This is a genomic window from Arthrobacter sp. 49Tsu3.1M3 (genome assembly GCF_900168135.1).
Lineage (GTDB): Bacteria > Actinomycetota > Actinomycetes > Actinomycetales > Micrococcaceae > Arthrobacter.
In genome coordinates, this window is the sequence record NZ_FUZD01000005.1 from 55660 (window position 1) to 78856 (window position 23197).

The window sequence follows — 23197 nt, forward strand, 5'->3', positions numbered from 1 at the left end:
AGGCCGGCAGCGGGCTCCGGACTCCCCGCCCCGCAGTGAAGCCGGGGGGTTACTTTCCCCAGCAGATGTCGGAGGCTTGGGTGGTGGTGATGCTCTTGACGCCGTCGGCCGGCTTGTCCGTGACGAGCTCGACGCCGGTGTTGTAGAAGTCCAGCCCCGGCGAGTTCGCCGGCTTCTGGCCGGTCTTGGCGAGGTCAACGATGGCCTTGACGCCCAGTTCGGCCATCTTGACCGGGTACTGCTGTGCCGTGGCGCCGATGACGCCGGACTTGACGTTGTTCACGCCGGTGCAGCCGCCGTCCACCGAGACGACCAGCACGTCCTTTTCCTTGCCGGCGGCCTTCAGTGCCTCGAAGGCACCCGCTGCTGCGGGTTCGTTGATGGTGTAGACGACGTTGATGTTCGGGTTCTTGGCCAGGAGGGTTTCCATGGCGGTGCGTCCGCCGTCTTCGGCGCCCTGGGAGGCCTGGCTGCCGACGATCTCGTAGTCGCCGCCCTTGCCGCCGGTGTACTTGCCGGTCTTGGCTTCATCGCCGTTCTTCTTTTTGTCCGCGGTGTCGATACCGAGGCCGGTCAGGAAGCCCTGGTCCCGGTTGTAGTCAACTGAGACGACCTTGTCGTCAAAGAGATCGACGAGGGCAATGGTCGCTTTCTTCCCGTCCAGCTGGGCTGCCGTCCATTTGCCGATCAGTTCCCCGGCGGCGAAGTTGTCCGTGGCGAACGTGATGTCGGCGGCGTCGGCGGGATCCGGCGGGGTGTCCAGGGCGATGACGAAGAGCCCGGCGTCCTTGGCCTTCTTCAGTGCGTCCACTACGGAGGGGCCGTTGGGGGTGATCAGGATGCCCTTGTCGCCCTTGGAGATGGCGTTCTCGATGGCCTGGATCTGGGTATCCTCGTCGCCGTCAGCCTTGCCGGCCGCGAGCTTCAGGTCCACGCCTCCGTCCGCGGCCGCCTTCTTCGCCCCGTCCTCCATGGCGACGAAGAACGGGTTGGTCGTCGTCTTCACGATCAGGGAGACACCGACTTTTTCGGCGGCCGAGCTGCCGGGGTTGGCCGCGGGGGTTCCGCCGCAGGCGGCAAGGCTGAGGGTGCCGAGGGTCAGAACTGCGCCCATGGCGAGCAGGCGGTGGGTCATGGTGCGCGGTGCTTTGGAACTCAACATTGAATCTCCTGTTTTCGTGGCACTTTCCAATGCCTGACAACGATGTCAGGCATCATGTAATCAGCGTCACAAGGTAGAGTCAATGAAAATTCGATGATGAAGGACGATGTGATGACAACGATGTCTAATCGTTACCAAGCGGACCCCGGGAAGAATCGCCCCACGATGCGCCACGTCGCAGCATTGGCAGGAGTGGGCATCAAGACGGTTTCCCGCGTGATGAACGACGAGCCGGGCGTCTCCGAAGCCACCCGGCAGCGCGTGCTGGGCGCGTCCCAGCAGCTCAACTACCAGCTGGACATGGCGGCCGGGAGTCTCCGGCGGGCCGGGCGGCAGACGCTTTCGATCGGCCTCCTGCTGCCCAGCGTGGCCAACCCGTTCAGCAGCGAGGTCCACCGTGCGCTGGAAGACACGCTTGCGGCCCGCGGCATCGCCGTCTTCGCCGCCAGCCTCGACGACGACCCCGAACGGGAAAAAGCCATGGTGGCCGCGTTCCTCGGCCGGCGGGTGGATGGCCTGGTCCTGACTCCCATAGCGCGGAGCCAGTCCTACGTCATTCCGGAACACTCCCGCGATCTGCCGATGGTGTTCATCGACCGTGAACCCGTGGGCATCGAGGCGGACGCCGTGGTGACGGACAACGCTGTCGGAGCCGCCAGGGCAGCGGCCCACCTCATGGCGCACGGCCATACCAGGCTTGCCTGTCTGGGCGACCGCACGGACATCCAGACCGCCCGGGAACGGCGGCGCGGCTTCATCGAGGAGCTGGGCCGGGCCGGCATTGCAACATCCACCGTTCCGGTCCGCGACGGACTGCACGATGAGGAGTCGGCACGGCTGGCCGCGCTTGAACTGTTCACGGCCGAGGACCCGCCAACGGCTATCTTCTCCAGCCAGAACCTCGTCACGTTCGGCGTTATGCGCGCGCTGAAAGAGCTCGGGTTAAGCAAGCGCGTGGCCCTGATAGGGTTCGATGACTTCACGCTGGCGGACATGATGGATCCGGGCATCACGGTCATTGCCCAGCATCCCGAGAGGATCGGGAAGCTTGCCGCCGAGCGGTTGCTGGCCAGGATCGACGGCGACGATAGTGCGCCGCAGACCTACGTCGTTCCGTCCGAACTCATCCAGCGCGGCTCCGGGGAGCTCCCTCCGACCTGATGATCCGAGATTCCACCACTGAGGCCAATCCACAACAAGGGAAAACCATGATCAAAACGCTTTACGCAGAGTTCACCGTCAAGCCCGGCAGCGAAAGCCGGGTTGCCGAGATGATGCGCGAACTTACAGAACACGTCCGCCGCGAACCGGGCAACCAGCTGTTCATGCCCTACACGCGGGAAAGAAACCCCCGCGAGTACTTCGTCTTCGAGGTCTATGAAGGCGACGCGGCCTTCCAGGAACATATCAGCGCAGCCTATGGCGCGCGTTTCAACGCTGAGCTCGCGGAGCACATCGAGGAGGACGGCTCAGTGCTGACCTGGCTCCAGCCGGTCGAGTAATCTACGGCCTGCCTCAGCGGAGAGGCCGGCCGGCGGCTCCCAGGCCCGGTTCGCCAAAATCGTTGACTTGTCTGATGGACATAACTTAGCGTCCTTCGCACTGACAACGTTGTCTATTGACGACGCGCGCGATGAAGGGCGAAACAAACAGATGAACAGAACGACCACCCGCAGGACGCACGCCGTTTCTGTACTGACACTCACGGGACTGACGCTGGCCGCGGCACTGGCAGGTTCCCTGCCGGCGACTGCCGCCACCACTGGTCCCGGAGACGAACCCTACCGGCCGGCCATCCACTACACGCCCGAAAAAAACTGGATGAACGACCCCAACGGGCTCGTCTTCTATAAGGGCGTCTACCACATGTACTTCCAGCACAACCCTTCCGGCAACACCTGGGGGAACATGTCCTGGGGCCACGCCACATCCAAGGATCTTGTCCATTGGAAGGAGCAGCCCCTGGCGATCGCCACCGATGCAGAGCAGGACATCTTCTCCGGCAGCATCGTTGTCGACAAGGACAACACCTCCGGTTTCGGCACAAAAGAGAATCCCCCGCTGATCGCGGTCTTCACCAGCGCCTACAAGGACGCCTCTCCGCACCGCGGCCTGCAGGCGCAGTCCCTGGCCTACAGTCTCGACGACGGACAGACCTGGACCAAGTACTCCGGCAATCCTGTCCTGAACCGCAACTCCGCCAACTTCCGCGACCCCAAAGTGTTCTGGTACGACAAACCCGGCGGCGGTTACTGGGTCATGACCGCTGTGGAAGCCACCGAGCACAAGGTGGTCCTGTACAAGTCTGCCAACCTCAAGGACTGGACCGCGCTGAGCGAATTCGGGCCCGCCAACGCCACCGGCGGGCAGTGGGAATGCCCCGACCTGTTCCCCCTGGCCGTGGACGGCGACACGAACAACATCAAATGGGTCATGGTGGTCAACATCAACCCCGGCGGTGTAGCCGGGGGCTCGGGCGGTCAGTACTTCGTGGGTAACTTTGACGGCACGACCTTCACGTCCGAATCCACCAAGCCCGCCCAAACCATTCCTGACGGAAAGGTCCTGGCCGGGTTTAATGGCGGAACGTATGACGGCTGGAATGTCAGCAACGAACCAGGCAACTGGAAGAACGGCCCGTTCGGCGGAAGTCCGGCAAACGGATCTCTTCCGGGCCAGAGCCCGGTGGCCGGCTTTGGCGGCAGCGGCCTCATCAACTCCTTCAACGATGGCGACTGGCCGCTCGGTTCCGTGCAGTCACCTGCCTTCACGGTGAAAGACGACTACCTGAACTTCCTCGTGGGCGGCGGCAAGCACCCACGTGTCTCCGGCAAACTGGACAACACCCCGCCCGCGGGAGAACTCAAGTTTGACGGCTTTGAAGTTCCCAACGGGACGTCGCTGGCCGACGCGGGCTGGACTGGGACCGGGGACCTCACCCCCAATTCCCAGCCCGCTACCAGCGGTGGGGACTTCTACATCGGGGCCAAACGGATTAACACGTTCGAGACCGGCACTGCGCCGGGTGATGACCGGCGGGGCACCCTGACATCACCGGAGTTCCCCATCACCAAGAATTTCATGAGCATGCTGGTGGGCGGCGGCAACCGCTCCGCGGATTCCGGACAGACCTTGGCCGTCCAGTTGCTTATCAACGGCCAGGTAGTCCGTTCCCTGGCGGGCGACAATTCCGGTGTCCTGAACTGGAAAGGTTGGGACGTCTCCGAGTTCGCGGGACAGAATGCACAGTTGCGTGTGGTTGACCAGGCCACCGGAGGCTGGGGACACCTGACCCTCGACCACGTCATGCTGACCGACAGCGCGGCTGTTCCCCGGTCAGATGAGGAAACGGTAAATCTGGTGGTCAACGGACAGGTGGTCCGCACGACCACCGGAAACGACAGTGAAACGCTCGACTGGGCATCGTGGGATGTCAAGGAATTCGTTGGCCAACAGGCGCAAATCAAAGTGGTCGACAACAACCGGTTTGGTTGGGGACACATCCTTGCGGACGAATTCACGCTCTCCGCCAAGCCGGCCCGATCAAATCTGGAGGCCTATGACTGGCTGGACTACGGGCGCGACTACTACGCTTCCGTGTCCTTCGGCAACATGCCCGATAACAAGCGGGTCATGCTCGGCTGGATGAACAACTGGGACTACGCCAACGACATCCCCACCAGCCCCTGGCGCAGCGCCATGGCACTTCCCCGCGAGGTCAACCTGACCCAGACCCCCGACGGTCCCCGCCTCACCCAGAGTGCTGTCAAGCAGGTGGACAAGCTAGATGAGAAAGCCTCGTACAACGACAAGAAGGGCGGCCCGATCCCCGTGGGGGCGCACCAGCTGCCGGCTGCAACATCAGGCCAGGTCCAGCAGGTGGACATCACCTTCGCGCCCGGCACGGCGAAAAAATCCGGCATCACGGTACTGGGCGACGGAACCTCCTCCACCACCATCGGTTACGACGCCACGACCGGAAAGATATTCGTCGACCGCACGAAATCCGGCAACACCGCGTTCCACCCGGCATTTGCTTCCATAGAGGACGCCCCCGTCACCCTGGACAAAAACGGCAACATCACTATGCGGCTCTACCTCGACCACTCATCCGTAGAGGTATTCGCCCAAGGCGGTCGGCGGACCATCACCGACCAGGTATTCCCCAACGCCGGGGCCGACAAGATGGCCATCTTCGCAGAAGGCGGCACCGCCCAGCTCAAATCACTCACCGTGACACCACTGGAAAAGGCAATGTTCCTCCCCGAAAAGAAGTAAGCCGAGCCTGGCATCTGACCTGCTCCCGGAGAGTTGGAGCTGAAGGGGCTGCGTTCGGTATCGCACCGGCCCAGCCCCTTCAGCTTTTCCATGCCAGCATCAGGCGGCCCGACGTTGGTGTGGGGTCAATGCTGTCCGAAATGGACCTCAGGTGCACACAGCGGTCCCGCAGTAGAGCGTCGACACGGCCGTACTTAACCGCGGCTGCAGTGCCCGGGGAAGCTGTCCCGAGCGGTCAGCGCCAGCCCAGCTGCGGCGCCACATACTTCAGGATCGACTCTATGACGTGGGCGTTGTAGTCGACACCAAGCTGATTCGGGACCGTGAGCAGCAGGGTGTCTGCCGCGGCGATCGCCTCGTCCTCGGCCAGCTTCGCGGCCAGCTCGTCCGGGGCACCGGCGTAGGAGCGGCCAAAGACCGCGCGCGTTTTCTCGTCGATGTTGCCCACCTGGTCGGAGCTGTAGCGGTCGCGGCCGAAGTATTGCCAGTCGCGCTCGTCCGTCAGCGCGAAGATGCTGCGGCTGACTGAGATGCGCGGCTCCCGCTCGTGCCCCGCCTCCTTCCAGGCCTGCCGGTAGTGCCCGATCTGCTCGGCCTGCTGGACGTGGAAGGGCTTGCCGCTCTCATCGTCTTTAAGCGTGGAGCTCTGCAGGTTCATGCCTAGCTTCGCCGCCCAGATGGCCGTGGCGTTCGAGCCGGAGCCCCACCAGATGCGCTCGCGCAGGCCCTCCGAGTGCGGCTCCACGCGCAGCAGGCCCGGAGGGTTCGGGAACATCGGGCGGGGGTTCGGAGCCGCGAAGCCTTTGCCAGTGAGCACCTCGAGCAGACGCTCGGTGTGCCTGCGGCCCATATCGGCGTCCGACTCGCCCTCGGCGGGGGCGAAGCCGAAGTGACGCCACCCGTCGATGACCTGCTCGGGTGAACCCCTGCTGATGCCCAGCTGCAGCCGGCCGCCCGAGATCAGGTCGGCCGCGCCGGCGTCCTCCGCCATGTAGAGCGGGTTCTCGTAGCGCATGTCGATCACGCCGGTGCCGATCTCGATGCGGCTCGTCCGGGCCCCGATCGCAGCGAGCAGCGGGAACGGTGAGGCGTATTGCTGCGCGAAGTGGTGGACTCGGAAGTAGGCGCCGTCCGCACCCAGCTCCTCCGCCGCGACCGCGAGGTCGATCGCTTGCAACAGTGCGTCCGACGCGGTGCGCGTGCCGGAATCCGGGTGGTCGGTCCAATGGCCGAAGGAAAGGAATCCGATGTTCTTCACACCGGAAACGAACAGGGTGGCGGCGGTTCTTATTCCCGCGGGGCCTCAGCCTCGCCCCTCCCGCGGGGGCTCGGGCCGCCATGTCCGCCACAGAGATTTCATCACTCACGACCAACGATTAACAGGCGCTGGGTGGAAAGTCCTGTTAAAACGCCGACACGACGGAAAGTGAACGCAACTGTAGGTACTCAGCGGTCGCCGGGGCGAAAAGACGCCTCGTAACCCTAGCGATGAGGGACACCGGTTATCAGATACCAACTCGGACATTAGGCCTGATTCGCCGCTTACATGGTCTCCAGCGGGTGTTGGGTTATGGACTCTCCCAAGGTCAGAAGTCGTTTGCAGCGGTGGTGGCTTTTTAGCGTGCTCCTCGTTCAAGGTCGGCTAGTTCTGATTCAAGTTGCTGGGTCAGGTTCCGTAGGCGGCGGATATGCTCCTGGGAGACGCGCCCGGGCTGGCTGGTGACTTGTGCATCGACGTCGAAGACTGTGTTGGGACTGTGCCAGACATTGAACCATTCGAGGCCGTGGCCGAGGGCGTCCCGTGTTACGCCTTGGAGCAGGAGCAGTGGTTCCCTGGTGTTGATGTTCAGTTTCCGAGCCAGGTCAGGGTCTGAGGACACGGCCTGAACCTGACGCGGCCCGCCGGCCGGGTGGTAACCATGGTCGCGCATCAGGCCGAGGAGTGACGCGTTTTCGAGCAGTTCTGCGGTGAAGTGCGGGAAGAAGTCACGGGGGACCCAGGTGCGCATGAAGGCAACGGGAAGATCATCGAGGTAGCGGACCCGCTCAATTTTCCACGTGTTGGAGGTGTTTAGGGCCTCGATGCCTGCCGGGGGCGGCTCGGATGGTTCCACGGCAAGAACATGAGTGCGCAGGCGCTGGCCGTGCGCGGCAGCCTGTTCATCCAGACCACCCGCACGCTGAACGTGCCGGCGGAGGACAGGTGTTGCGGCTACGACGCTTCCGCGGCCGCGCTGGCGTCGGATCAGGCCGAGGTCAGAAAGGCCGGACAGGGCCTGACGCACGACGCTGCGGGAGACGCCGAACTGCCTTTGCAGTTCCTCTTCGGTGGGCAAGGAAGAGCCCGGAGGGAGTGCGAGGTCCACGATCTGCCGGTGCAGGATGTCCCGGATTTGTGCATGAAGAGGGCCTCCGGCTTCCCGGTTCAAACCCCCGGCGCGTCCCGCCGGCTCCATCGCTGTTTCTGCTGGTTCCAAACTCACGCTAACTCCTCTGCCGCTGTGCAAATCTTAGCCCTCCCGCAGTCCCTAGCGGGCCTGCCGTGATATCAGCCGGTCTTGACGTGACCTACACCACCTATTATTGTACGTATCAAAGGTACGTACAACTTTGGTTGGGGAATCACAGGAGATGCCTTGGACCCGAAGTGCGAGCCACCTGCTTGAGCCCGCATCGGCGCGTGAGTGAAGTGAAAGTACCTGCAGGTGACAGTCGGATACGTGAGTTTCATAACCCCTCGAATTGGAGAGTCCATGCGCGACCCGCGCTCGGTGCGTTGCACCTATTACTTAGAGTCCGAAATTGACCCCGGGAAGGCGGCAGCCATCATGGCGGGCGAGCAGTCCAGCGGCACCTTCCTGCCCGTGCCCGGTGAATCGTCCCGGATCCGGGAACGGCACGCCGCCCGGATATCCGATGTTCAGGAGCTTGGCTTTTGCCGGCCTTCCTTGCCGTCACGGGCCAACCCGGAAAAAGTCCGTGCCGCTCTGGTGACCGTTGATTTCCCGATGGAGAATGTCGGCACCGACCTGGCCACCCTGCAGACTGCGATAGCAGGCAATCTCTTCGAGCTGGGCGATCTGTATGCCTGCCGGCTCCAAGACATGCAGCTGCCCGAGGACTTCGTCGCCGCCCACCCTGGCCCGGCCTTCGGCATTGAGGGAACTCGTAAGCTCATCAGTGACGCCCAGGGCGTGATGGTCGGCACCATCGTCAAACCCAATGTCGGGCTCTCGGAAGACGAGTTCCGGCTGGTGGTTCGGGATCTGGCGATGGCATCCATTGACCTGATCAAGGACGACGAGCTCATGACTGATCCGGCGTACCTGGCGCTGGAGCGCCGGGTCGCGGTCGCGACACAAGAGATCCGCGCCGCCGAGCAGGTTACCGGGCACTCGACCATGTATGCCTTCAACATCACTGGAGACCTCGCCGGGCTGCGGAAGCGCCACGACCTGGTGGTTGAAGCCGGGGGGCGCTGCGTGATGCTGAACATCCCGGTCATGGGTATGCCGGCACTGGCATTGCTCCGCAGCTTCGCCGAGGTCCCCATCCACGGCCACCGCGCGGGCCTCGCCGCGTCCATGCGGTCCAGGGCCCTGGGGATGGACTACCGGGTCTGGCAGCAGATGGCCCGCCTTGCCGGCGCCGACCACCTGCACGCCAGCGGACTGGGCAGCAAGTTTTACGAACTCGACGAAGAGGTCGCGGCGAACATCCGCAGCCTTCTCGAACCTCTCGGACAGACCATCGCACCGCTTCCCGTGTTGTCCTCCGGGCAGAACGTGACCACTCCCGGCCCCACGTTTGACGCGGTTGGTTCCACGGACCTGATGATGCTGGCCGGCGGCGGGGTTGCCGCCCACCCGGACGGTCCCGGCGCCGGAGTGCGCAGCCTGCGCCAGGCCTGGGAAGCAGCCGTGGAGGGAGTGCCGCTTGCGATCGCCGCGGACAAGCTGGCCCAAACGGGGGACGATGCCCTCCTGCACGCAGTCCAGACTTTCGGGAAAGGTGCCTGACATGCCAGCTTTCGGTTTCGTCGCGGACGACCTCACCGGAGCCGCCGACGTCCTGGCCCAGTCCCACCGCTACGGGCTGGAAGCCGCCCTTGTCATCGGGGACGCGCCGCTGCCCACGGACACCGACGTCGTCGGATTCGCAGGACCGGCCCGGTCCCTGTCCGGAACGGCGTTCGACAACCTGGTCACCCATGACCTTGCCGGGATTGCGGCCTTGAATCTGGAGGTGCTGCTGTACAAGGTGTGCTCCACATTCGACAGCTCAACCACTGTCGGGAGCATCGGCCGCGGGATACAGCTGCTCCACGAGCAATTTCCGCTGCACGGACCCATTCCCGTGGTGCCGGCCCAGCCGGGCTTCGGGCGGTACACCGCCTTCAGCAACCACTACGCGACCTACGCCGGCAAGATCTACCGGCTGGACCGCCACCCGGTCATGTCACGGCATCCTTCCACGCCGATGTCCGAGGCGGACCTCCGCAAGGTCCTGGCCGAACAGCTCGGCGGCACCCAGGTGCCCGGGGCCATCCACCTGCCCGCCTATGGCGACGGCACCTTCAAGGACGCCTGGGCGGACCGGCGCCGGGACCTCGGAGCACACGCCTTCGTGGTTGATGCCGTGAATGAACACGAGATGGACGCCATTGCAGAAGCCCTCACGCGGGAAGAACACGGCCACGGCCCATCCATCGTCGTGGGATCCGGCGGCATCATGGCAGCCCTGGCGCGATCCATCTCGGACCAGGCTCCGCGCACCCCCGGACCGCAGCGCCCGTCCGGACCGGTGCTGGCCGTCAGCGCTTCAGCCTCCAGCACCACGGCGGAGCAAATCAACGATGCCCTATCGAATGGCTGGGAGGACGTTCCCGTGCCTGCCGAACTACTGCAGCGCGATGACACCGCACTCGTGGCCGCCCTCGATGAGCGCGTTTCAGCTGCCCTTCGGGCAGGCAGGAACGTGGTCTTGCACACCACCCGTGGCGCGGCTGACCCCCGCTACGGCGCAGGTACGCCGGTGGACGCCGGCTACGTTGGCACGTTGATCGGCGGCATCGCCGCCAGGATGGCCGGTGCCGGGCTGACCCGCGACATCGCCGTGTGTGGTGGTGACACCTCCAGCCACGCACTCATCGCCATGGGAGTTCGCCAGCTGCGCGTTTCCGACCAGTTCGTCACCGCCGGCCCAATCCTGCAGGCCGACGGCGCCTCCGCTGTCGGCGGGTGCAGGCTCCTGCTCAAGGGCGGACAGGTCGGCCCGGCCGACGTCCTGCGTCGCTTCGCCGGCCAACTCCCCGGCTGACCCACAAACGATTCCTCCACGCATCACCCGAACCAACGAAAGGCGGCCCCCATGCGGGCAGTAGTTAAGAACGCAGCCGAGCGAGGCGTCACGTACGTCACCGATGCCGGCGACCCCAAGGCAACAGAAGGATCCGTCGTCATCGAAGTAGGAGCCGCGTCCCTGTGCGGCACCGACCGCGAACTCTACGAATGGACCCCCTCAGCCCAGGCATTCAACCTCAACCTCCCGGTCGTCCTCGGCCACGAAGGCGCAGGAACCATCGTCGAGGTCGGACCCGGCGTCACCGGGCTTAAGGTTGGCGACCAGGTTGCCCTCGAAAGCCACCTGACCTGCGGCCAATGCTTCCCCTGCCGCACCGGCGACGCGCACACCTGCGAACGCACCGGCATCCTCGGCATGCACATCGACGGTGTCTTCGCCGAGTACGCCTCCGTCCCGCAGGACATCTGCGTCAAGCTCCCCACCGGCCTGTCCCTCGAGTCCGGCGCCCTGCTCGAGGCAGCCGGCGTAGCCGTGCACGCCATCCAGCGCGCCAACTACTCCGTCGCAGGCCGGGCCGTGCTCGTTAGCGGAGCCGGACCTGTCGGCCTTGTCGTCGTGAACCTCGCACTGCTCATGGGCGCCTCACACGTCATCGCCGTTGACCCCAACCCCTACCGGAGGGCCCAAGCCGAAAAGCTCGGTGCGACCGCACTGCACCCCAACGACGGCATCGTCGATCGCTGCCGCGAACTGACCGGCCGCCGCGGCGGCTTCGACGTCGCCTTCGAATGCTCAGGGGCCCCCGGCACCCTGACAACCCTCTTCGAAGCCGTCCGCCGCGAAGCCACCGTCATCACCGTCGGACACCCAAGCCGCCCCGCAGAAGTCGATATCGCCGCATACATCAACAAAAAGGGCATCACCCTTCGCGGCATCTTCGGACGCCGGCTCTGGGAAACCTGGGAACAAAGCCTGCTGCTTCTGGACTCCGGAAAGCTGGAACTGGACTGGCTCATCACCCACCGCAAGAAACTCAGCGAAATCGACGAAGCCGTCGAACTGCTCACCGGAGACGCCTGCAAAGTCCTGCTTGTCCCGGGCCTCGGCTAAACACACACCCACCGCGCATCTGCCCCGCAGAACGCGCCGACCAAAGCACCAGCTACCCAGCTATTCACAGGAGAAATCAATGTCGATTCCCATCAAGAAAGCCCTGGAAAAAGTCCCCGGCGGAATGATGCTGGTGCCGCTTGGCATCGGTGCCGTCATCCATACCCTGGCCCCGGACGCCGGAAAGTTCTTCGGTTCTTTCACGGGGGCTTTCTTCACCGGCCTCACCCCGCTCCTTGCAGTGTTTTTCGTTTGCCTTGGGGCGACCCTGGAGGTCAAATCAACGCCCTACATCCTCAAGAAGGGCGGTGTACTGCTCGGCTCCAAAATCCTCTTCGCCATCCTTGTCGGCGTCATCGCCGGGCGTTTCCTCGGCGAAGCACCCATCGAATCCGGGATCTTTGCCGGCCTGTCAACCCTCGCACTCGTCGCCGCATTGAACGACACCAACGGCGGTCTCTACATCTCACTGATGGGCCAGTTCGGGCGCAAACGGGACGCAGGTGCTTACTCCATCCTGTCCCTGGAATCAGGCCCGTTCCTGACCATGGTCACCCTGGGAATCGCCGGACTGTCCGCATTCCCCTGGCAGGCACTCGTCGGCGCCATCCTCCCGCTGGCACTCGGCATGCTCCTCGGAAACCTGGACAAGAACATGCGGAACCTCTTGGCTCCACTCGTACCAGCGATGGTGCCGTTCCTGGGCCTGGCCCTGGGACTGACCATCAACCTCAACGCCGTCGTTGAAGCCGGGCTGCTCGGCATCGGCCTTGGCCTGTTCGTGGTCTTCGCCGGCGGCGCCGTGCTGCTGCTGGCCGACAAACTCACCGGCGGCGACGGCGTTGCCGGCCTCGCGGCAGCAACCACAGCCGGAAACGCCGCGCTCGTCCCCGCCATCGTCGCCGCAGCCAACCCTGTCTACGCGCCGGCCGCAGAACACGCCACCGTCCTCGTGGCAGCCTCGGTTGTCGTCTCCGCAGTACTCTGCCCGATCGTGACCTCATCATGGGCCCGCCGGGTGCAGAAAAAGACGGGCCCCGCGGACAAAGAAGACAACTCCGCCGAGCAGGAGGCGGTGGCCCCCAAGCATGCAGTAGAACGCCAGAACTGACGCCTGGCAGTACTAGGAATAAAGGGCGGGGCGTGCACACGAGTGCCAGCCCCGCCCGATCCTTGTATACCCGGACCTGATGGACGGAAACGCCAAATGCACCGGAAGGAACACCATGAATGCAGACACTCAGCCAGTGAACGTCCCATTCCCCGTATCCCAAACCCGCCTGCTCAGTTATCACAACTGGATCCACCTGAACCCGGGCGACAGAGTGATCGTCAAACGAACCGGATGTGCGCCCGAACGTGGCACCGTGGATGACGTCGGCGTAGATGCCTCATACTTTTGGGTCTGGATTGAAGGCCAAAGCAGAATTCTCATTTTTCACGGCGACGGTTCAGTCATTCACAAAATCTTCCCCTAGCCCCACCCTTAGCAACCAATAGGAGACCCAGTCACGCGTCCCGAAATCCCAGGGTTGTGAGACAACCTGGAGTTTAGCGTTTGGGCACCTTGACCGGGCAGTGTTCGGGCGGGTCATGCGGAATCGGAGAGCCTCTGCATAACAACGCTCTATGGCTCCCCGCCAGACGACAGGCCAACCTGTTCGGCCACAGATGCTCCAGGGAAATGGAACATACTGCCACTGCCACTGGTTCGACGGCGTGCACAGATCGTTGAGGACACTCAGACGCGATCTCGTTCCGGGGCCACGTCAGATCGCGGACCACGTCGGCTAACTAGTGGACGATTCTCATCTCGTGCGAGGTCCGATTGAGTCGCCGTCCGCCGTCGGGAACGACCGTCACAATGTCCTCGATCCGTACGCCGAACCTGCCCGGCAGGTAGATTCCGGGTTCGATCGAGAAGCACATGCCGGGGTGGAGGATCTGGGTTTCGCCCTCGACCATGTACGGCGGCTCGTGCGTCGTCAGTCCGATTCCGTGCCCGACCCGGTGAATAAAGTAGTCGCCATAGCCGGCTTCAGTGATCACCGCACGCGACACGCGATCGATCTCCTGGCACTCGACGCCTGGCCGCACGGCCTCGAACCCGGCCTGCTGAGCGAGCCTGACGACGTCGTGAACCTCGCGCTCCTCGGCGGTGGGTTCCCCGACGTGCACCGTCCGCGTCGTGTCCGAGCCGTAGCCGTGTTTGAGGCCGCCGAAGTCCAGCACCACCATGTCTCCGTCCTCAATGATCCGCGGGCCGATCTCGTGGTGAGGATTGGCTCCATTCGGACCAGAACCGACGACGGTGAAGTCCACCTGCGAATGACCGAACTGGCGAAGCAGGTCGGCGAGATCAGAACCGACGTCGGTCTCGCTGCGCCCAGCGAACCGCACCGTGACGATCTCCTCGTACGCCTGGTCGGCGGCCGCGCCGGCCGCCGCCAGCCGCTCGATCTCGTCGTGATCCTTGATCGCCCGAAGCATCGGCAGGGCCGTCGTCATCGAAACGTAAGACGACTTGGGCAGCCGATCCTGCAGGCCGAGGAGGTGCATGGCCCAAGCCGAGTCGGAGACGGCATAACGTCCCGTGCCGGCCATCAGCGTCGCAGATTCCGTGTACGGGTCGCTCCCGTCGGTCCAGTCGGTGATCCGCAAAATCGAGGCGCCGGGGGCCGCTTCCGCGTCGGGCCGCTCGAGCCTCGGAACGATCATCGCGGGCTCCGCGTCGACGGGGATCACGAGCATGGTGATGCGTTCAGTGATGGCCACGGGTGCGTACCCCGTCAGGTACAACAGGTCCGGTCCGGGAGTGACCAGGATGCCGTCGAGCCCGGCATCCTCGGCGGCGCGGGCTGCTCGCAGCAACCGCTCGGCGAAGTCAGCGGCGGTGAACGGAGCCGGCTCGGAAAGGCCGCGATGATCACTCATGGTTCGCATTCTCGTGCGCGGGGCATCACTGGTCAACCCAAGCAGCGGACTATTGGGACTGCTGCTCATCCATCGGAAACGCGACGGCCTCACCCACCACGCGAAGCCGCAGCTCCGTGCCGGGGCGGGCGATCGATGCGTTCCAGTGCCGGATGGTGATGATTTCCCCGCCGCCGGGGTAGCGGTGGTCCGGGATGGCGCCGGCGGCAAGGACCGGCGGGACGGGGAGTTGGAGCCGCACCGTGGTTTCGGGGCCGAAGTAGTCCGTGTCCACCACCGTGCCGCGGATGGGGCCGTCCTCGGAAATGCGGATCTGCTCGGGCCGCAGCATCAGCTGGACCCGGCCCTGGGCCGGCGGGCGGCGCACGGGGATCCCGCCGAGCGAACACGTGGCCAGGGAGCCTTCCATCCAGGCATCCAGGATCACGGCGTCGCCCAGGAACTCGGCGGTGGCACGGTCAGCCGGGCGTGTGTAGACGACAAACGGGTTGCCGATCTGGGCCAGCTTGCCGCCGCGCATCACGGCCACCTGGTCGGCGAAGGACAGCGCCTCGGCCTGGTCATGCGTGACAAGGATTGTGGTGACGCCGGCGTCCTTCAGTACCTGGGCGACGGCGCGGCGGGTGGCCACCCGCAGGCCGGCGTCCAGGGCGGAGAAGGGCTCGTCCAGCAGCATGAGCGCGGGCTTGCGGGCCAGCGCCCGGGCCAAGGCAACCCGCTGCTGCTGGCCGCCGGAGAGCTGGTGCGGGCGGCGCTTGGCCATGGCCGGGTCCAGGGAGACCATTTCCAGCAGCTCGCCCACCCGCGCCTTGACGCCGCGGCGCCCGCCGGGGAGCTGTGCGGCGTCCAGCCCGAAAGAGATGTTCTGCCCGACCGTCAGGTGCGGGAACAGGGCGCCGTCCTGGGCGACGTAGCCGACGTGCCGCTTGTGCGCGGGGACCCAGGCGTTCTCCCCGGCCACCTTGCTCCCGTTGAGCGAGATGCTGCCGGTGTCCGGGTGCTCGAAGCCGGCAATCAGGCGCAGGAGCGTGGTCTTGCCGGAGCCGGAGGGTCCCACGATCGCCGTCGTTCCGCCCTTGGCGACGGAGAGGTTGACGCCCTTGAGGACGGCCTGGGGCCCAAAGTTCTTGGTGACCGCGTCGATTTCCAGGTGGCTGTTGGTGCTGGTGGCCACGGAAGCCGCAACCCGCGGCTCGGGGAGGCGCGAGGGGGCCTCACGCGACGGGTAAACATCGGTCACTGTCCGGCTACTTTCTTGGACTGCTGGAAGAGGAGATAGGTCATGGGCGCCGAGATCAGGATCATCAGCAGCGCATAGGGGGCGGCGCCAGCGTAGTCGATCTCGCTGCTCTTGCTCCAGAACTCGGTGGCGAGGGTTCGGGTCCCGTTGGGCGAGAGCAGGAGGGTGGCGGTGAGCTCGTTGACAATCCCCAGGAACACCAGGGCGGCGCCGCCAGCCGCGGCGGGGGCTGTGAGCCGCAGCGTCACGCGCAGGAATGCCAGCAGCGGCGGCTTGCCGAGCACCTGGGCGGCCTCGTCGAGTTCCTTCGGTGCCTGGGACAGCCCCGAGCGGATGTTCACGAGGGCCCGGGGGAGGAACAGCAGCACGTAGGCCGCGATGAGCAGCGCTGAGGTCTGGTACATGCTGGGAACCATCCGGATGCTCACGGTGACGAAGGCCAGGCCCACCACGATCCCGGGCATGGAGCTGGTGATGTAGTTGGACAGCTCCAGGGACTTGCTGAACCAGCCGGGACGCCGCACGGCCAGGTAAGCCATGGGGAACGCGACCACGGTGGTGGCGACGGCCGCCGCGAGGCCGTAGGCCAGGGTCTGCAGGAGGGCCGGCATGAATTCCTCGGCAGCCCAGATTTCCGGGCCGCCGGCGACGATCCAGCGCAGCACAAACGTCAGCGGCAGCCCGAACGCCAGCCCGGTGAGGGCGATCAGGGACAGCTGGGCGGGGAACTGGTAGGCGTGCAGGGGCAGGCGCAGGGCGCGCGCCTGGGCGCCGGAGCCGATCCTGGCGTACCGGGCGCTGCCTCGGCTGCGGACCTCCACGAGCAGCAGGATCAGGCAGAGGAACACCAGGACGCTGGCCAGCATGTTCCCGGCGGTGCCGTTGAACGTGGACTGGTACTGGACCATGATCGCGGTGGTGAAGGTGTCGAAGCGGATCATCGCGAAGGCCCCGTATTCGGCCAGCAGGTGCAGCGCGACCAGCAGCCCGCCGCCGGTCATGGCGATGCGCAGCTGCGGGAGCACCACGCGGAAGAACGCGTGCCAGGCGCCGAGGCCGAGGGAGGCGGCGGACTGCTCGATCGCCGGGTCCAGGCGGCTGAGCGTCGCGGCGGCCGGGATGTACACGAGCGGGAAATAGGACAGGGTGGCGATCAGGACCCCGGACCACAGCCCGCCAAGGGACGGCACCGCGGAAACCCACGCGTAGCTGTTGACGAAGGCGGGGATGGCCAGCGGGGCGGCGAGCAGCACGGCCCACCACTTGCGGCCCACCAGGCTGGTGCGTTCGACGAGCCACGCGCCGCCGACGCCCAGGATGAGGCACAGCGGCACCGTCACCACGGTCAGCAGCACCGTGTTCAGCAGGAGTTCGCCCACGCGCGGGCGGATGATCAGGGCCATTGCGGTGTCCCAGCCGGTGGAGGCTGTCATGAAGACCACGTAGGCCAGGGGCACCAGGGAAAACAGGGCGATGAGGACCGCGATGATGGACACGACAGAGACGCCGAAAGGCGGGCGGGGGCGTTTACCCCTGCCCGCCGTCGTCGTGTCAGTCGTCAAATCCCCAGAGGGACCGGGGACCGCCAGCTTGTTAGTCACTGCGGCTACAGCAGTCCTGCCTGGGTCATCAGTTCGGTGACCTTGGCGGAATTGAGCTTGGCGGGATCCACGGTGGGGGCCTGCAACTCCTTGAGCGGAACCAGCTTGTCGTTGGACGGAACGTCCGAGCCGACAGCGTATTCGAAGGAAGTGCCCTTCTGGAGCACTTCCTGGCCCTTCTTGCCGGTGATGAACTTCAGGAATGACTGGGCCGCTGCGGCGTTCTTCGAGGACTTCAGCACGCCGCCGCCGGAGATGGAGACGAAAGCGCCGGGGTCCTGGTTCTTGAAGTAGAACGGCGTGACGTTGTTGGAGTTCTCGCCGGTCTTGGCCTGGTCGCCGTAGTAGTAGTAGTGGTAGATCAGGGCGGCGTCGACTTCGCCGGCGTTGACGGCCTTCATGGCCGTGCTGTTGCCCTTGTACGGCTTGGAGTTTTCCTTCATGCCCTTGAGCCAGGCCTCAGTGGCGGCTTCGCCCTTGAGTTCCAGCAGGGCCGAGACGATCGCCTGGAAGTCGGCGCCCGACGGCGAGGCAGCCCACTTGCCCTTCCACTCAGGGTTGGCCAGGTCCAGCATGGACTTGGGCAGCTTGTCGGCGCTGATCTTGTTCTTGTCGTAGACCAGCACGGTCGAGCGGGCCGCGATGCCGGTCCACTTGTTGGTGGAGGGGCGGAATTCGGCGGGGACCTGGTCCACGGTGGCCTTGTCCACATCCGCGAAGAGGCCGGCGTTTTCCACCTGGGCCATGGCGGGGGAGTTCTCGGTGAGGAAGACGTCCGCCGGTGAGGCCTGGCCTTCCTGCACGATCTGGTTGGACATCTCGGTGTCGTCGCCCTGGCGCACGGTCACCTTGATGCCGGTTTCGGCGGTGAAGGCGTCGATCCACTCTTTGGTCAGCGATTCGTGCTGGGCGTTATAGACCGTGATCTCGCCGGCGGAGGAGCCGTTGGCGGCTGCGCTGCTGCCGGCCGTGGCGGAGGAACCGGAGCCGCAGGCGGCCAGGCCCAGGGCGGCAGTGGCGGCCAGGGCGATGCCCGCCAGCGCGTTGGTGCGGATCTTCATGGGGCTACTTTCTACAAGGAAGTCGTCGTAGTGCCCTGCCCCCCGTGAGCGGGGAAGTTAGGGCATGCTCACTAAGAACGACTGTAGGTTAGCCAAACCTAAGCGACCAACCTGAGGCTGGTTTAAGTGATGAGGATCATATCAATTACGATACTATTCCGTGACGTAATTGTCGCCGGGTTAGGGGGCGGTCGCCGGCGCGATGGAGGCGGCCGCCTCCAGCACCATCCAGGCCTGCAGCTGCGTGGAGAGCTCGACGGCGGCGCCTTCCGGGTAGCTGCGGCGTGCCGGCGCGTCGGTGCGGTCGGAGAAGATCAGGTGGCTGCCGCGGCGCGCGAGGCGGTCGTGCGGAGGGAGGATGCGGCGGCCCTCCCAGAGGGCCTCGGCCGTATCGTTCACGAGCGCCGCCGCCGTGGCCCGGGTTTCGGCCGGGAGGCGTTCGTCGACGGCGGCGAGGGCCAGATAGCGGACGAGGATCCCGGTGAAGAGCCCGCCGTCGCCCGTTCCCTCGCAGCGCAGCACGGAGGCGGTGCGGCCCAGCAGCGGGGCCGGCTGCGTGAGGTTGGCCGCCACGGCATCCACCAATGCGGCAGCACGCCCGAGGTTGGCCTCGCCCCCGAGTTCCAGCAAGGCGCCGAGGACGGGTCCCTGGTTGTACGTGTAGATGGTCTCTTCCAGCACCGCCTCGCCCGTACCGGAAATCCGGAGGCCGTCGCGGTACAGGCCCTGGCCGGGCTCGTAGAGCCTGGCGTCCAGCCAGTCCAGCAGGGACTGCGCCTTGGTCCGGTTTCCGGTCCGCGCGTAGTAGAGGGCCACAGGGGCGGTGGCCGGGGTGTTCTTGAAGTCGCGCTTCGTGCTCCAGAATGTACCGCCGCCCAGGTCGTCCGTGGAAGCGGAGTCGAACTGCAGGGTCAGGCTTCGCAGAACCTTGGCGTTGCGCTCCCGGCCGGTGTGTTTGCGGGTGTCCTCGGCGAGCTTGTCCAGCCGGAGCGTGGCGAGGGCCAGCCAGGCCATGTCGTCGTAGTAGTTGTTGACCACCGTGAGGAAATTGCGCAGCCGGATGCCCGTGACGAGCCGGGAGGCGAGCCGGCCGGCGCTGGGCCGGTTCTCGCCGTCGAACTTGGCTCCCGGATTCCCGGGGGACCCCAGTTCCCGGCGGCCGGTGTCCACGAGGCAGTCCAGGTAGTGCGCCTGCCACCAGTAGTGCCAGGGCCGGGACAGGTTCTTCAGCCGGCCCGAGGGCCGGAGGATCGCGGCGATGTGGGTCCCGGGGAGGAAAAAGAGCCGCTGCCCGAAGAGCCTGGTCACTGAGCGGGCGGCCTCGTCCGCGCGGAAGGACCAGTTGGGGGCGGAGGCGTCGGCTCGGGTCATGGCTCAAGCCTAATCGCGGGAGCCCTTCCGGACCGCGACCGTGACCGCGCCCTCGGCGTGTGCGGCCCAAAGGTGCGCATTGGCCGCATTCCAGTTAACATTCACTAACTAATGTTCCCCGCGGGCCGCCTCTGCAGGCGCCGCCCGCGTCGAGGCTTCGCCGCCGGGGTTCGGTTCCACATCAAGGAGGATGAATGGACATCAAGTGTACTGTCGCGCTGATCACCGGCGGGGCCTCCGGTCTCGGAGCGGCCACGGCCAGGCGCCTGTTCGACGCCGGCGCGTCGGTGGTCCTCGTGGACCTGCCGGGTTCCGCCGGGGACGCCTTTGCCGCCGAACTGACCGCATCCGCCGCTGCCGGCGCCGGAGCGGCTGCGGCCGAAGGCGGCCGCAGGGCCGTCTTTGTCCCGGCCGACGTCACGGACGAGGAGCAGGTGCAGGCCGCCGTCGACGCCGCCTCAGCACTGGGTCCGCTGCGCATCGTGGTCAATTGCGCGGGGATCGCGACCCCCGGCAAGGTCCTGGGCCGCGACGGCGTCCTCCCGCTGGAGGCCTTCAACCGCGTCATCCAGATCAACCTCGTGGGCACCTTCAATGTGATCCGCCTCGCCGCGGCCGCCATGGCAGCCACCGAGCCCGCCGCCACGGAACTCGGCGGCCCCGAACGCGGCGTCATCATCAACACAGCCTCCGTGGCTGCGTTCGACGGGCAGATCGGCCAGCCCGCCTACGCCGCCTCCAAGGGTGCCGTCGCCGCCATGACGCTGCCGGTTGCCCGCGAACTCGCGCGCTCGCTGATCCGGGTGGTCACCATCGCGCCAGGCATCTTCGAGACTCCCATGATGGCCGGCCTGCCCCAGGAGGCGCAGGACTCCCTGGGCCAGCAGGTGCCGCACCCCTCGCGGCTGGGCCGGCCGGCCGAATACGCGAACCTCGCCGCACACATTGTGGAGAACGCCATGCTCAACGGCGAGACCATCCGCCTCGACGGTGCCATCCGCATGGGCCCGAAATGACCGGGACTGAGATGGCCGCTGCCGACGTGACCGCGACAGGGCAGGCCGCTGCCGACATGACCGCGACAGGGCCGGAAGCCTCGTCTGTGGCGGGGCTGCCCACAGCGGATTTCTTCGACTACGAAGCCCTGCTCAGCACCGCGGAGCGGGCCAAGCTGGCGCAGCTGCGGGAGTTCCTGGCCGCCGAGGTCGCCCCGTTCGCCACGGACTGGTGGAACAAGGCCGAATTCCCGGCCCACATCCTGCCCAAGCTGGCCGCCTTGGAGCTCAGCGCCCCGGCCCAGCGCGGCTACAGCAACCTTTTCGCCGGGATCGTCATCGCCGAGATGACCCGGGTGGACACCTCGCTCGCCACCTTCTTCCTGGTCCACCACGACCTCTTCGTGGAATCGCTCTACGGCTTCGGCTCCGAGGAGCAGAAGGCGCGCCTGCTCGAGGACGCGGCAAGCCTGCGCACCACCGGCGCCTTTGCCCTGACCGAACCGGACCACGGCTCGGACGTCGCCGGCGGCATGGAAACCCGGGCACGGCGGGTCCCCGGCGGCGCGGCCGGCGGCGGCGACGTCTGGGTGCTCAATGGCGCCAAGCGCTGGATCGGCAACGGCACGTTTTGCGACTACATGCTGGTCTGGGCCCGGGACGAGGCCGACGGCGGCATCCGCGGCTTCATCGTCGACGCCACCTTGCCGGGCGTGAGCCGGAGCCGGATCGAGAATAAGATTGCCCTGCGCACGGTGCAGAACGCGGACATCGTCTTCACCGACGTCCGGGTGGCCGAAACGGACCGCTTCGCCGGGATCAGCAGCTTCGAGGACACCAACGAGCTCCTGCGCGGTTCCCGGATCATGGTGGCCTGGCAGGGCGTGGGGCAGCAGCTCGCGGCGTTCGACGTCGCCCGGCAGTACGCCGTCGAACGCCAGCAGTTTGGCCGCCCGCTGGCGAAGTTCCAGCTGGTGCAGCAGCAGCTGGTCACCATGCTCGGCAACGCTGTGGCCAGCATGGGCATGATGGTCCGGATCGCCCAGCTGCAGGACGCGGGCGCCGCTGACATGCCGCAGGTGGCCCTCGCCAAGTCCTATGTCAGCGCCCGGATGCGCGAAACGGTCGCGATGGGCCGGTCCCTGCTAGGCGGCAACGGGATCGTCACCGACTACCGGATGGCCAAGATTTTCTCCGACGCCGAGGCGATCTACACCTACGAGGGCTCGTTCGAGATCAACACCCTGATCACGGGACGCGCCGTCACCGGGGTGTCCGCGATCGTCTAGAAGACGGCTCTGACCGTTTAGACCGCTTGGAAGACCCGTTTAGAAGAGGCCGGGTTCCTTCTCGCCGGCCTCGATCTTCACATCAAGGCTGTTGTTCCGCACCGGCATGGGGCAGGTGCCGTACGGGGTGAAGGCGCTGGGGTAGTTGATGGCCCGGTTGAAGTCCAGTATGACGGAGCCGTCTGGCCGGGGCCTGGCAGTGGAGACCTTCCGCCACTCGTCTGTACTTTCCCCGTTGGTCTCGTCGTGGAACGTCACCGTCAGGGCGCCGAGCTTCTCCTCCTCCGCCTGCAGGTGGAACTCGTGGTCGGCGCCGGGCAGCCGGAAGACCAGCTCGCCGACCGAGCGGTGGACCCCGTCCACGAGCGGGTTGGCCGTGCCGATCGGGACCTCCACGGGCTCGGGATAGGGCACGAACCGGGCCTCGATGACCAGGTCCGGGCGGAAGTCGAAGGTGGGCACGCCGGCGAACTCCGTGAACGCCGGCGACTGGGAGTCGCGGGTGCGGATAGCGTACTTGTCCGCCCGCATGGCGAGCTCCACCACCACCTGGCGGCCGTCGTCGCCGCCGTACTGGACCCACATCAGCGATTCCTCGTCGGCGAGCACGGCGCTGATGGTCCCGTTCACGGGTTCGCCGGTTTCGACGAGGGTCAGTCCCTCGGACGCGGCGGCGGTGAGGAACGCCGCGGTGCCGTCCGTGGACCAGAGGCCGGGGGCGAGCTCGACGGCGGCCGGCTCGCCTTCCAGCCACTGGAAGGAGGTCAGCGTGAGCCAGCCGTGCTCGCTGGCGAGGGCCGTGTTGCGGCTGTTCCGGTAGCGCTGCCAGCGGGCCAGCGGGCCAGCTGCGGG

19 protein-coding genes are annotated in these 23197 nt (G+C 65.8%); 10 read left to right on the forward strand and 9 right to left on the reverse strand.

Translation table 11 applies throughout. From position 1 onward, the window contains the following. Positions 1 to 49: 49 nt before the first annotated feature. Positions 50 to 1162 (reverse strand): substrate-binding domain-containing protein, encoded by a 1113-nt coding sequence (locus B5X90_RS08255; protein WP_079551850.1) that lies wholly within the window; start codon positions 1160 to 1162, stop codon positions 50 to 52. 165 nt (positions 1163 to 1327) lie between these two features. On the opposite strand from B5X90_RS08255, the gene B5X90_RS08260 reads away from it, so the two are divergent. From B5X90_RS08260 to B5X90_RS08270, 3 genes are all read left to right on the forward strand, one after another. Next, a complete protein-coding gene (locus tag B5X90_RS08260) occupies positions 1328 to 2323 on the forward strand; it encodes a LacI family DNA-binding transcriptional regulator (RefSeq protein ID WP_079551852.1) in 996 nt (331 codons plus the stop codon). Positions 2324 to 2370: 47 nt separating this feature from the next. Beyond that, entirely contained in the window at positions 2371 to 2664 is a 294-nt protein-coding gene (locus B5X90_RS08265) for a putative quinol monooxygenase (RefSeq protein ID WP_018775584.1), read from the forward strand. A gap of 151 nt (positions 2665 to 2815) precedes the next feature. Next, positions 2816 to 5440 (forward strand): GH32 C-terminal domain-containing protein, encoded by a 2625-nt coding sequence (locus B5X90_RS08270; protein WP_079551854.1) that lies wholly within the window; start codon positions 2816 to 2818, stop codon positions 5438 to 5440. Between the two features lie 235 nt (positions 5441 to 5675). Here B5X90_RS08270 and B5X90_RS08275 read toward each other — a convergent pair whose 3' ends face one another. Further along, entirely contained in the window at positions 5676 to 6698 is a 1023-nt protein-coding gene (locus B5X90_RS08275) for an LLM class flavin-dependent oxidoreductase (RefSeq protein WP_079551857.1), read from the reverse strand. Positions 6699 to 7056: 358 nt separating this feature from the next. After that, on the reverse strand, positions 7057 to 7923 hold the full coding sequence (locus B5X90_RS08280; protein WP_218670190.1) for a GntR family transcriptional regulator: 867 nt from the start codon (positions 7921 to 7923) through the stop codon (positions 7057 to 7059). Positions 7924 to 8193: 270 nt separating this feature from the next. On the opposite strand from B5X90_RS08280, the gene B5X90_RS08285 reads away from it, so the two are divergent. From B5X90_RS08285 to B5X90_RS08305, 5 genes are all read left to right on the forward strand, one after another. Beyond that, entirely contained in the window at positions 8194 to 9459 is a 1266-nt protein-coding gene (locus tag B5X90_RS08285) for a RuBisCO large subunit C-terminal-like domain-containing protein (protein WP_079551861.1), read from the forward strand. Between the two features lies 1 nt (position 9460). Continuing rightward, complete coding sequence (locus B5X90_RS08290) at positions 9461 to 10759, forward strand: four-carbon acid sugar kinase family protein (protein WP_079551863.1); 1299 nt, start codon at positions 9461 to 9463, stop codon at positions 10757 to 10759. Between the two features lie 51 nt (positions 10760 to 10810). Further along, positions 10811 to 11854 (forward strand): zinc-dependent alcohol dehydrogenase, encoded by a 1044-nt coding sequence (locus B5X90_RS08295; protein ID WP_079551865.1) that lies wholly within the window; start codon positions 10811 to 10813, stop codon positions 11852 to 11854. Positions 11855 to 11933: 79 nt separating this feature from the next. Next, on the forward strand, positions 11934 to 12965 hold the full coding sequence (locus tag B5X90_RS08300; RefSeq protein ID WP_079551867.1) for a 2-keto-3-deoxygluconate permease: 1032 nt from the start codon (positions 11934 to 11936) through the stop codon (positions 12963 to 12965). A gap of 115 nt (positions 12966 to 13080) precedes the next feature. Further along, the gene (locus B5X90_RS08305; RefSeq protein WP_256860125.1) at positions 13081 to 13332 is read left to right on the forward strand and encodes a hypothetical protein; all 252 of its coding nucleotides are present in this window, start codon (positions 13081 to 13083) and stop codon (positions 13330 to 13332) included. Positions 13333 to 13648: 316 nt separating this feature from the next. On the opposite strand, the gene B5X90_RS08310 is transcribed toward B5X90_RS08305, so the two are convergent. From B5X90_RS08310 to B5X90_RS08330, 5 genes are all read right to left on the reverse strand, one after another. Next, entirely contained in the window at positions 13649 to 14788 is a 1140-nt protein-coding gene (locus tag B5X90_RS08310; protein ID WP_079551872.1) for an aminopeptidase P family protein, read from the reverse strand. A 49-nt stretch (positions 14789 to 14837) separates the two neighbouring features. Further along, a complete protein-coding gene (locus tag B5X90_RS08315; RefSeq protein WP_179129084.1) occupies positions 14838 to 16028 on the reverse strand; it encodes an ABC transporter ATP-binding protein in 1191 nt (396 codons plus the stop codon). Next, the gene (locus B5X90_RS08320) at positions 16025 to 17524 is read right to left on the reverse strand and encodes an ABC transporter permease (RefSeq protein WP_079551874.1); all 1500 of its coding nucleotides are present in this window, start codon (positions 17522 to 17524) and stop codon (positions 16025 to 16027) included. The genes B5X90_RS08315 and B5X90_RS08320 overlap by 4 nt, the downstream gene beginning before the upstream one ends. A gap of 110 nt (positions 17525 to 17634) precedes the next feature. Beyond that, the gene (locus B5X90_RS08325) at positions 17635 to 18690 is read right to left on the reverse strand and encodes an iron ABC transporter substrate-binding protein (protein ID WP_079551876.1); all 1056 of its coding nucleotides are present in this window, start codon (positions 18688 to 18690) and stop codon (positions 17635 to 17637) included. 180 nt (positions 18691 to 18870) lie between these two features. After that, complete coding sequence (locus B5X90_RS08330) at positions 18871 to 20061, reverse strand: glycoside hydrolase family 76 protein (protein ID WP_079551878.1); 1191 nt, start codon at positions 20059 to 20061, stop codon at positions 18871 to 18873. A gap of 194 nt (positions 20062 to 20255) precedes the next feature. On the opposite strand from B5X90_RS08330, the gene B5X90_RS08335 reads away from it, so the two are divergent. Together B5X90_RS08335 and B5X90_RS08340 are read left to right on the forward strand one after the other, a co-directional pair. Then, the gene (locus tag B5X90_RS08335; protein WP_079551879.1) at positions 20256 to 21077 is read left to right on the forward strand and encodes an SDR family NAD(P)-dependent oxidoreductase; all 822 of its coding nucleotides are present in this window, start codon (positions 20256 to 20258) and stop codon (positions 21075 to 21077) included. 56 nt (positions 21078 to 21133) lie between these two features. Next, complete coding sequence (locus B5X90_RS08340) at positions 21134 to 22345, forward strand: acyl-CoA dehydrogenase family protein (RefSeq protein WP_079552088.1); 1212 nt, start codon at positions 21134 to 21136, stop codon at positions 22343 to 22345. A 39-nt stretch (positions 22346 to 22384) separates the two neighbouring features. Here B5X90_RS08340 and B5X90_RS08345 read toward each other — a convergent pair whose 3' ends face one another. Next, positions 22385 to 23182 carry a DUF1684 domain-containing protein gene (locus B5X90_RS08345; protein WP_079551881.1) on the reverse strand — a complete coding sequence of 266 codons (798 nt, stop codon included), beginning with the start codon at positions 23180 to 23182 and terminating at the stop codon, positions 22385 to 22387. Between the last annotated feature and the right edge of the window lie 15 nt (positions 23183 to 23197).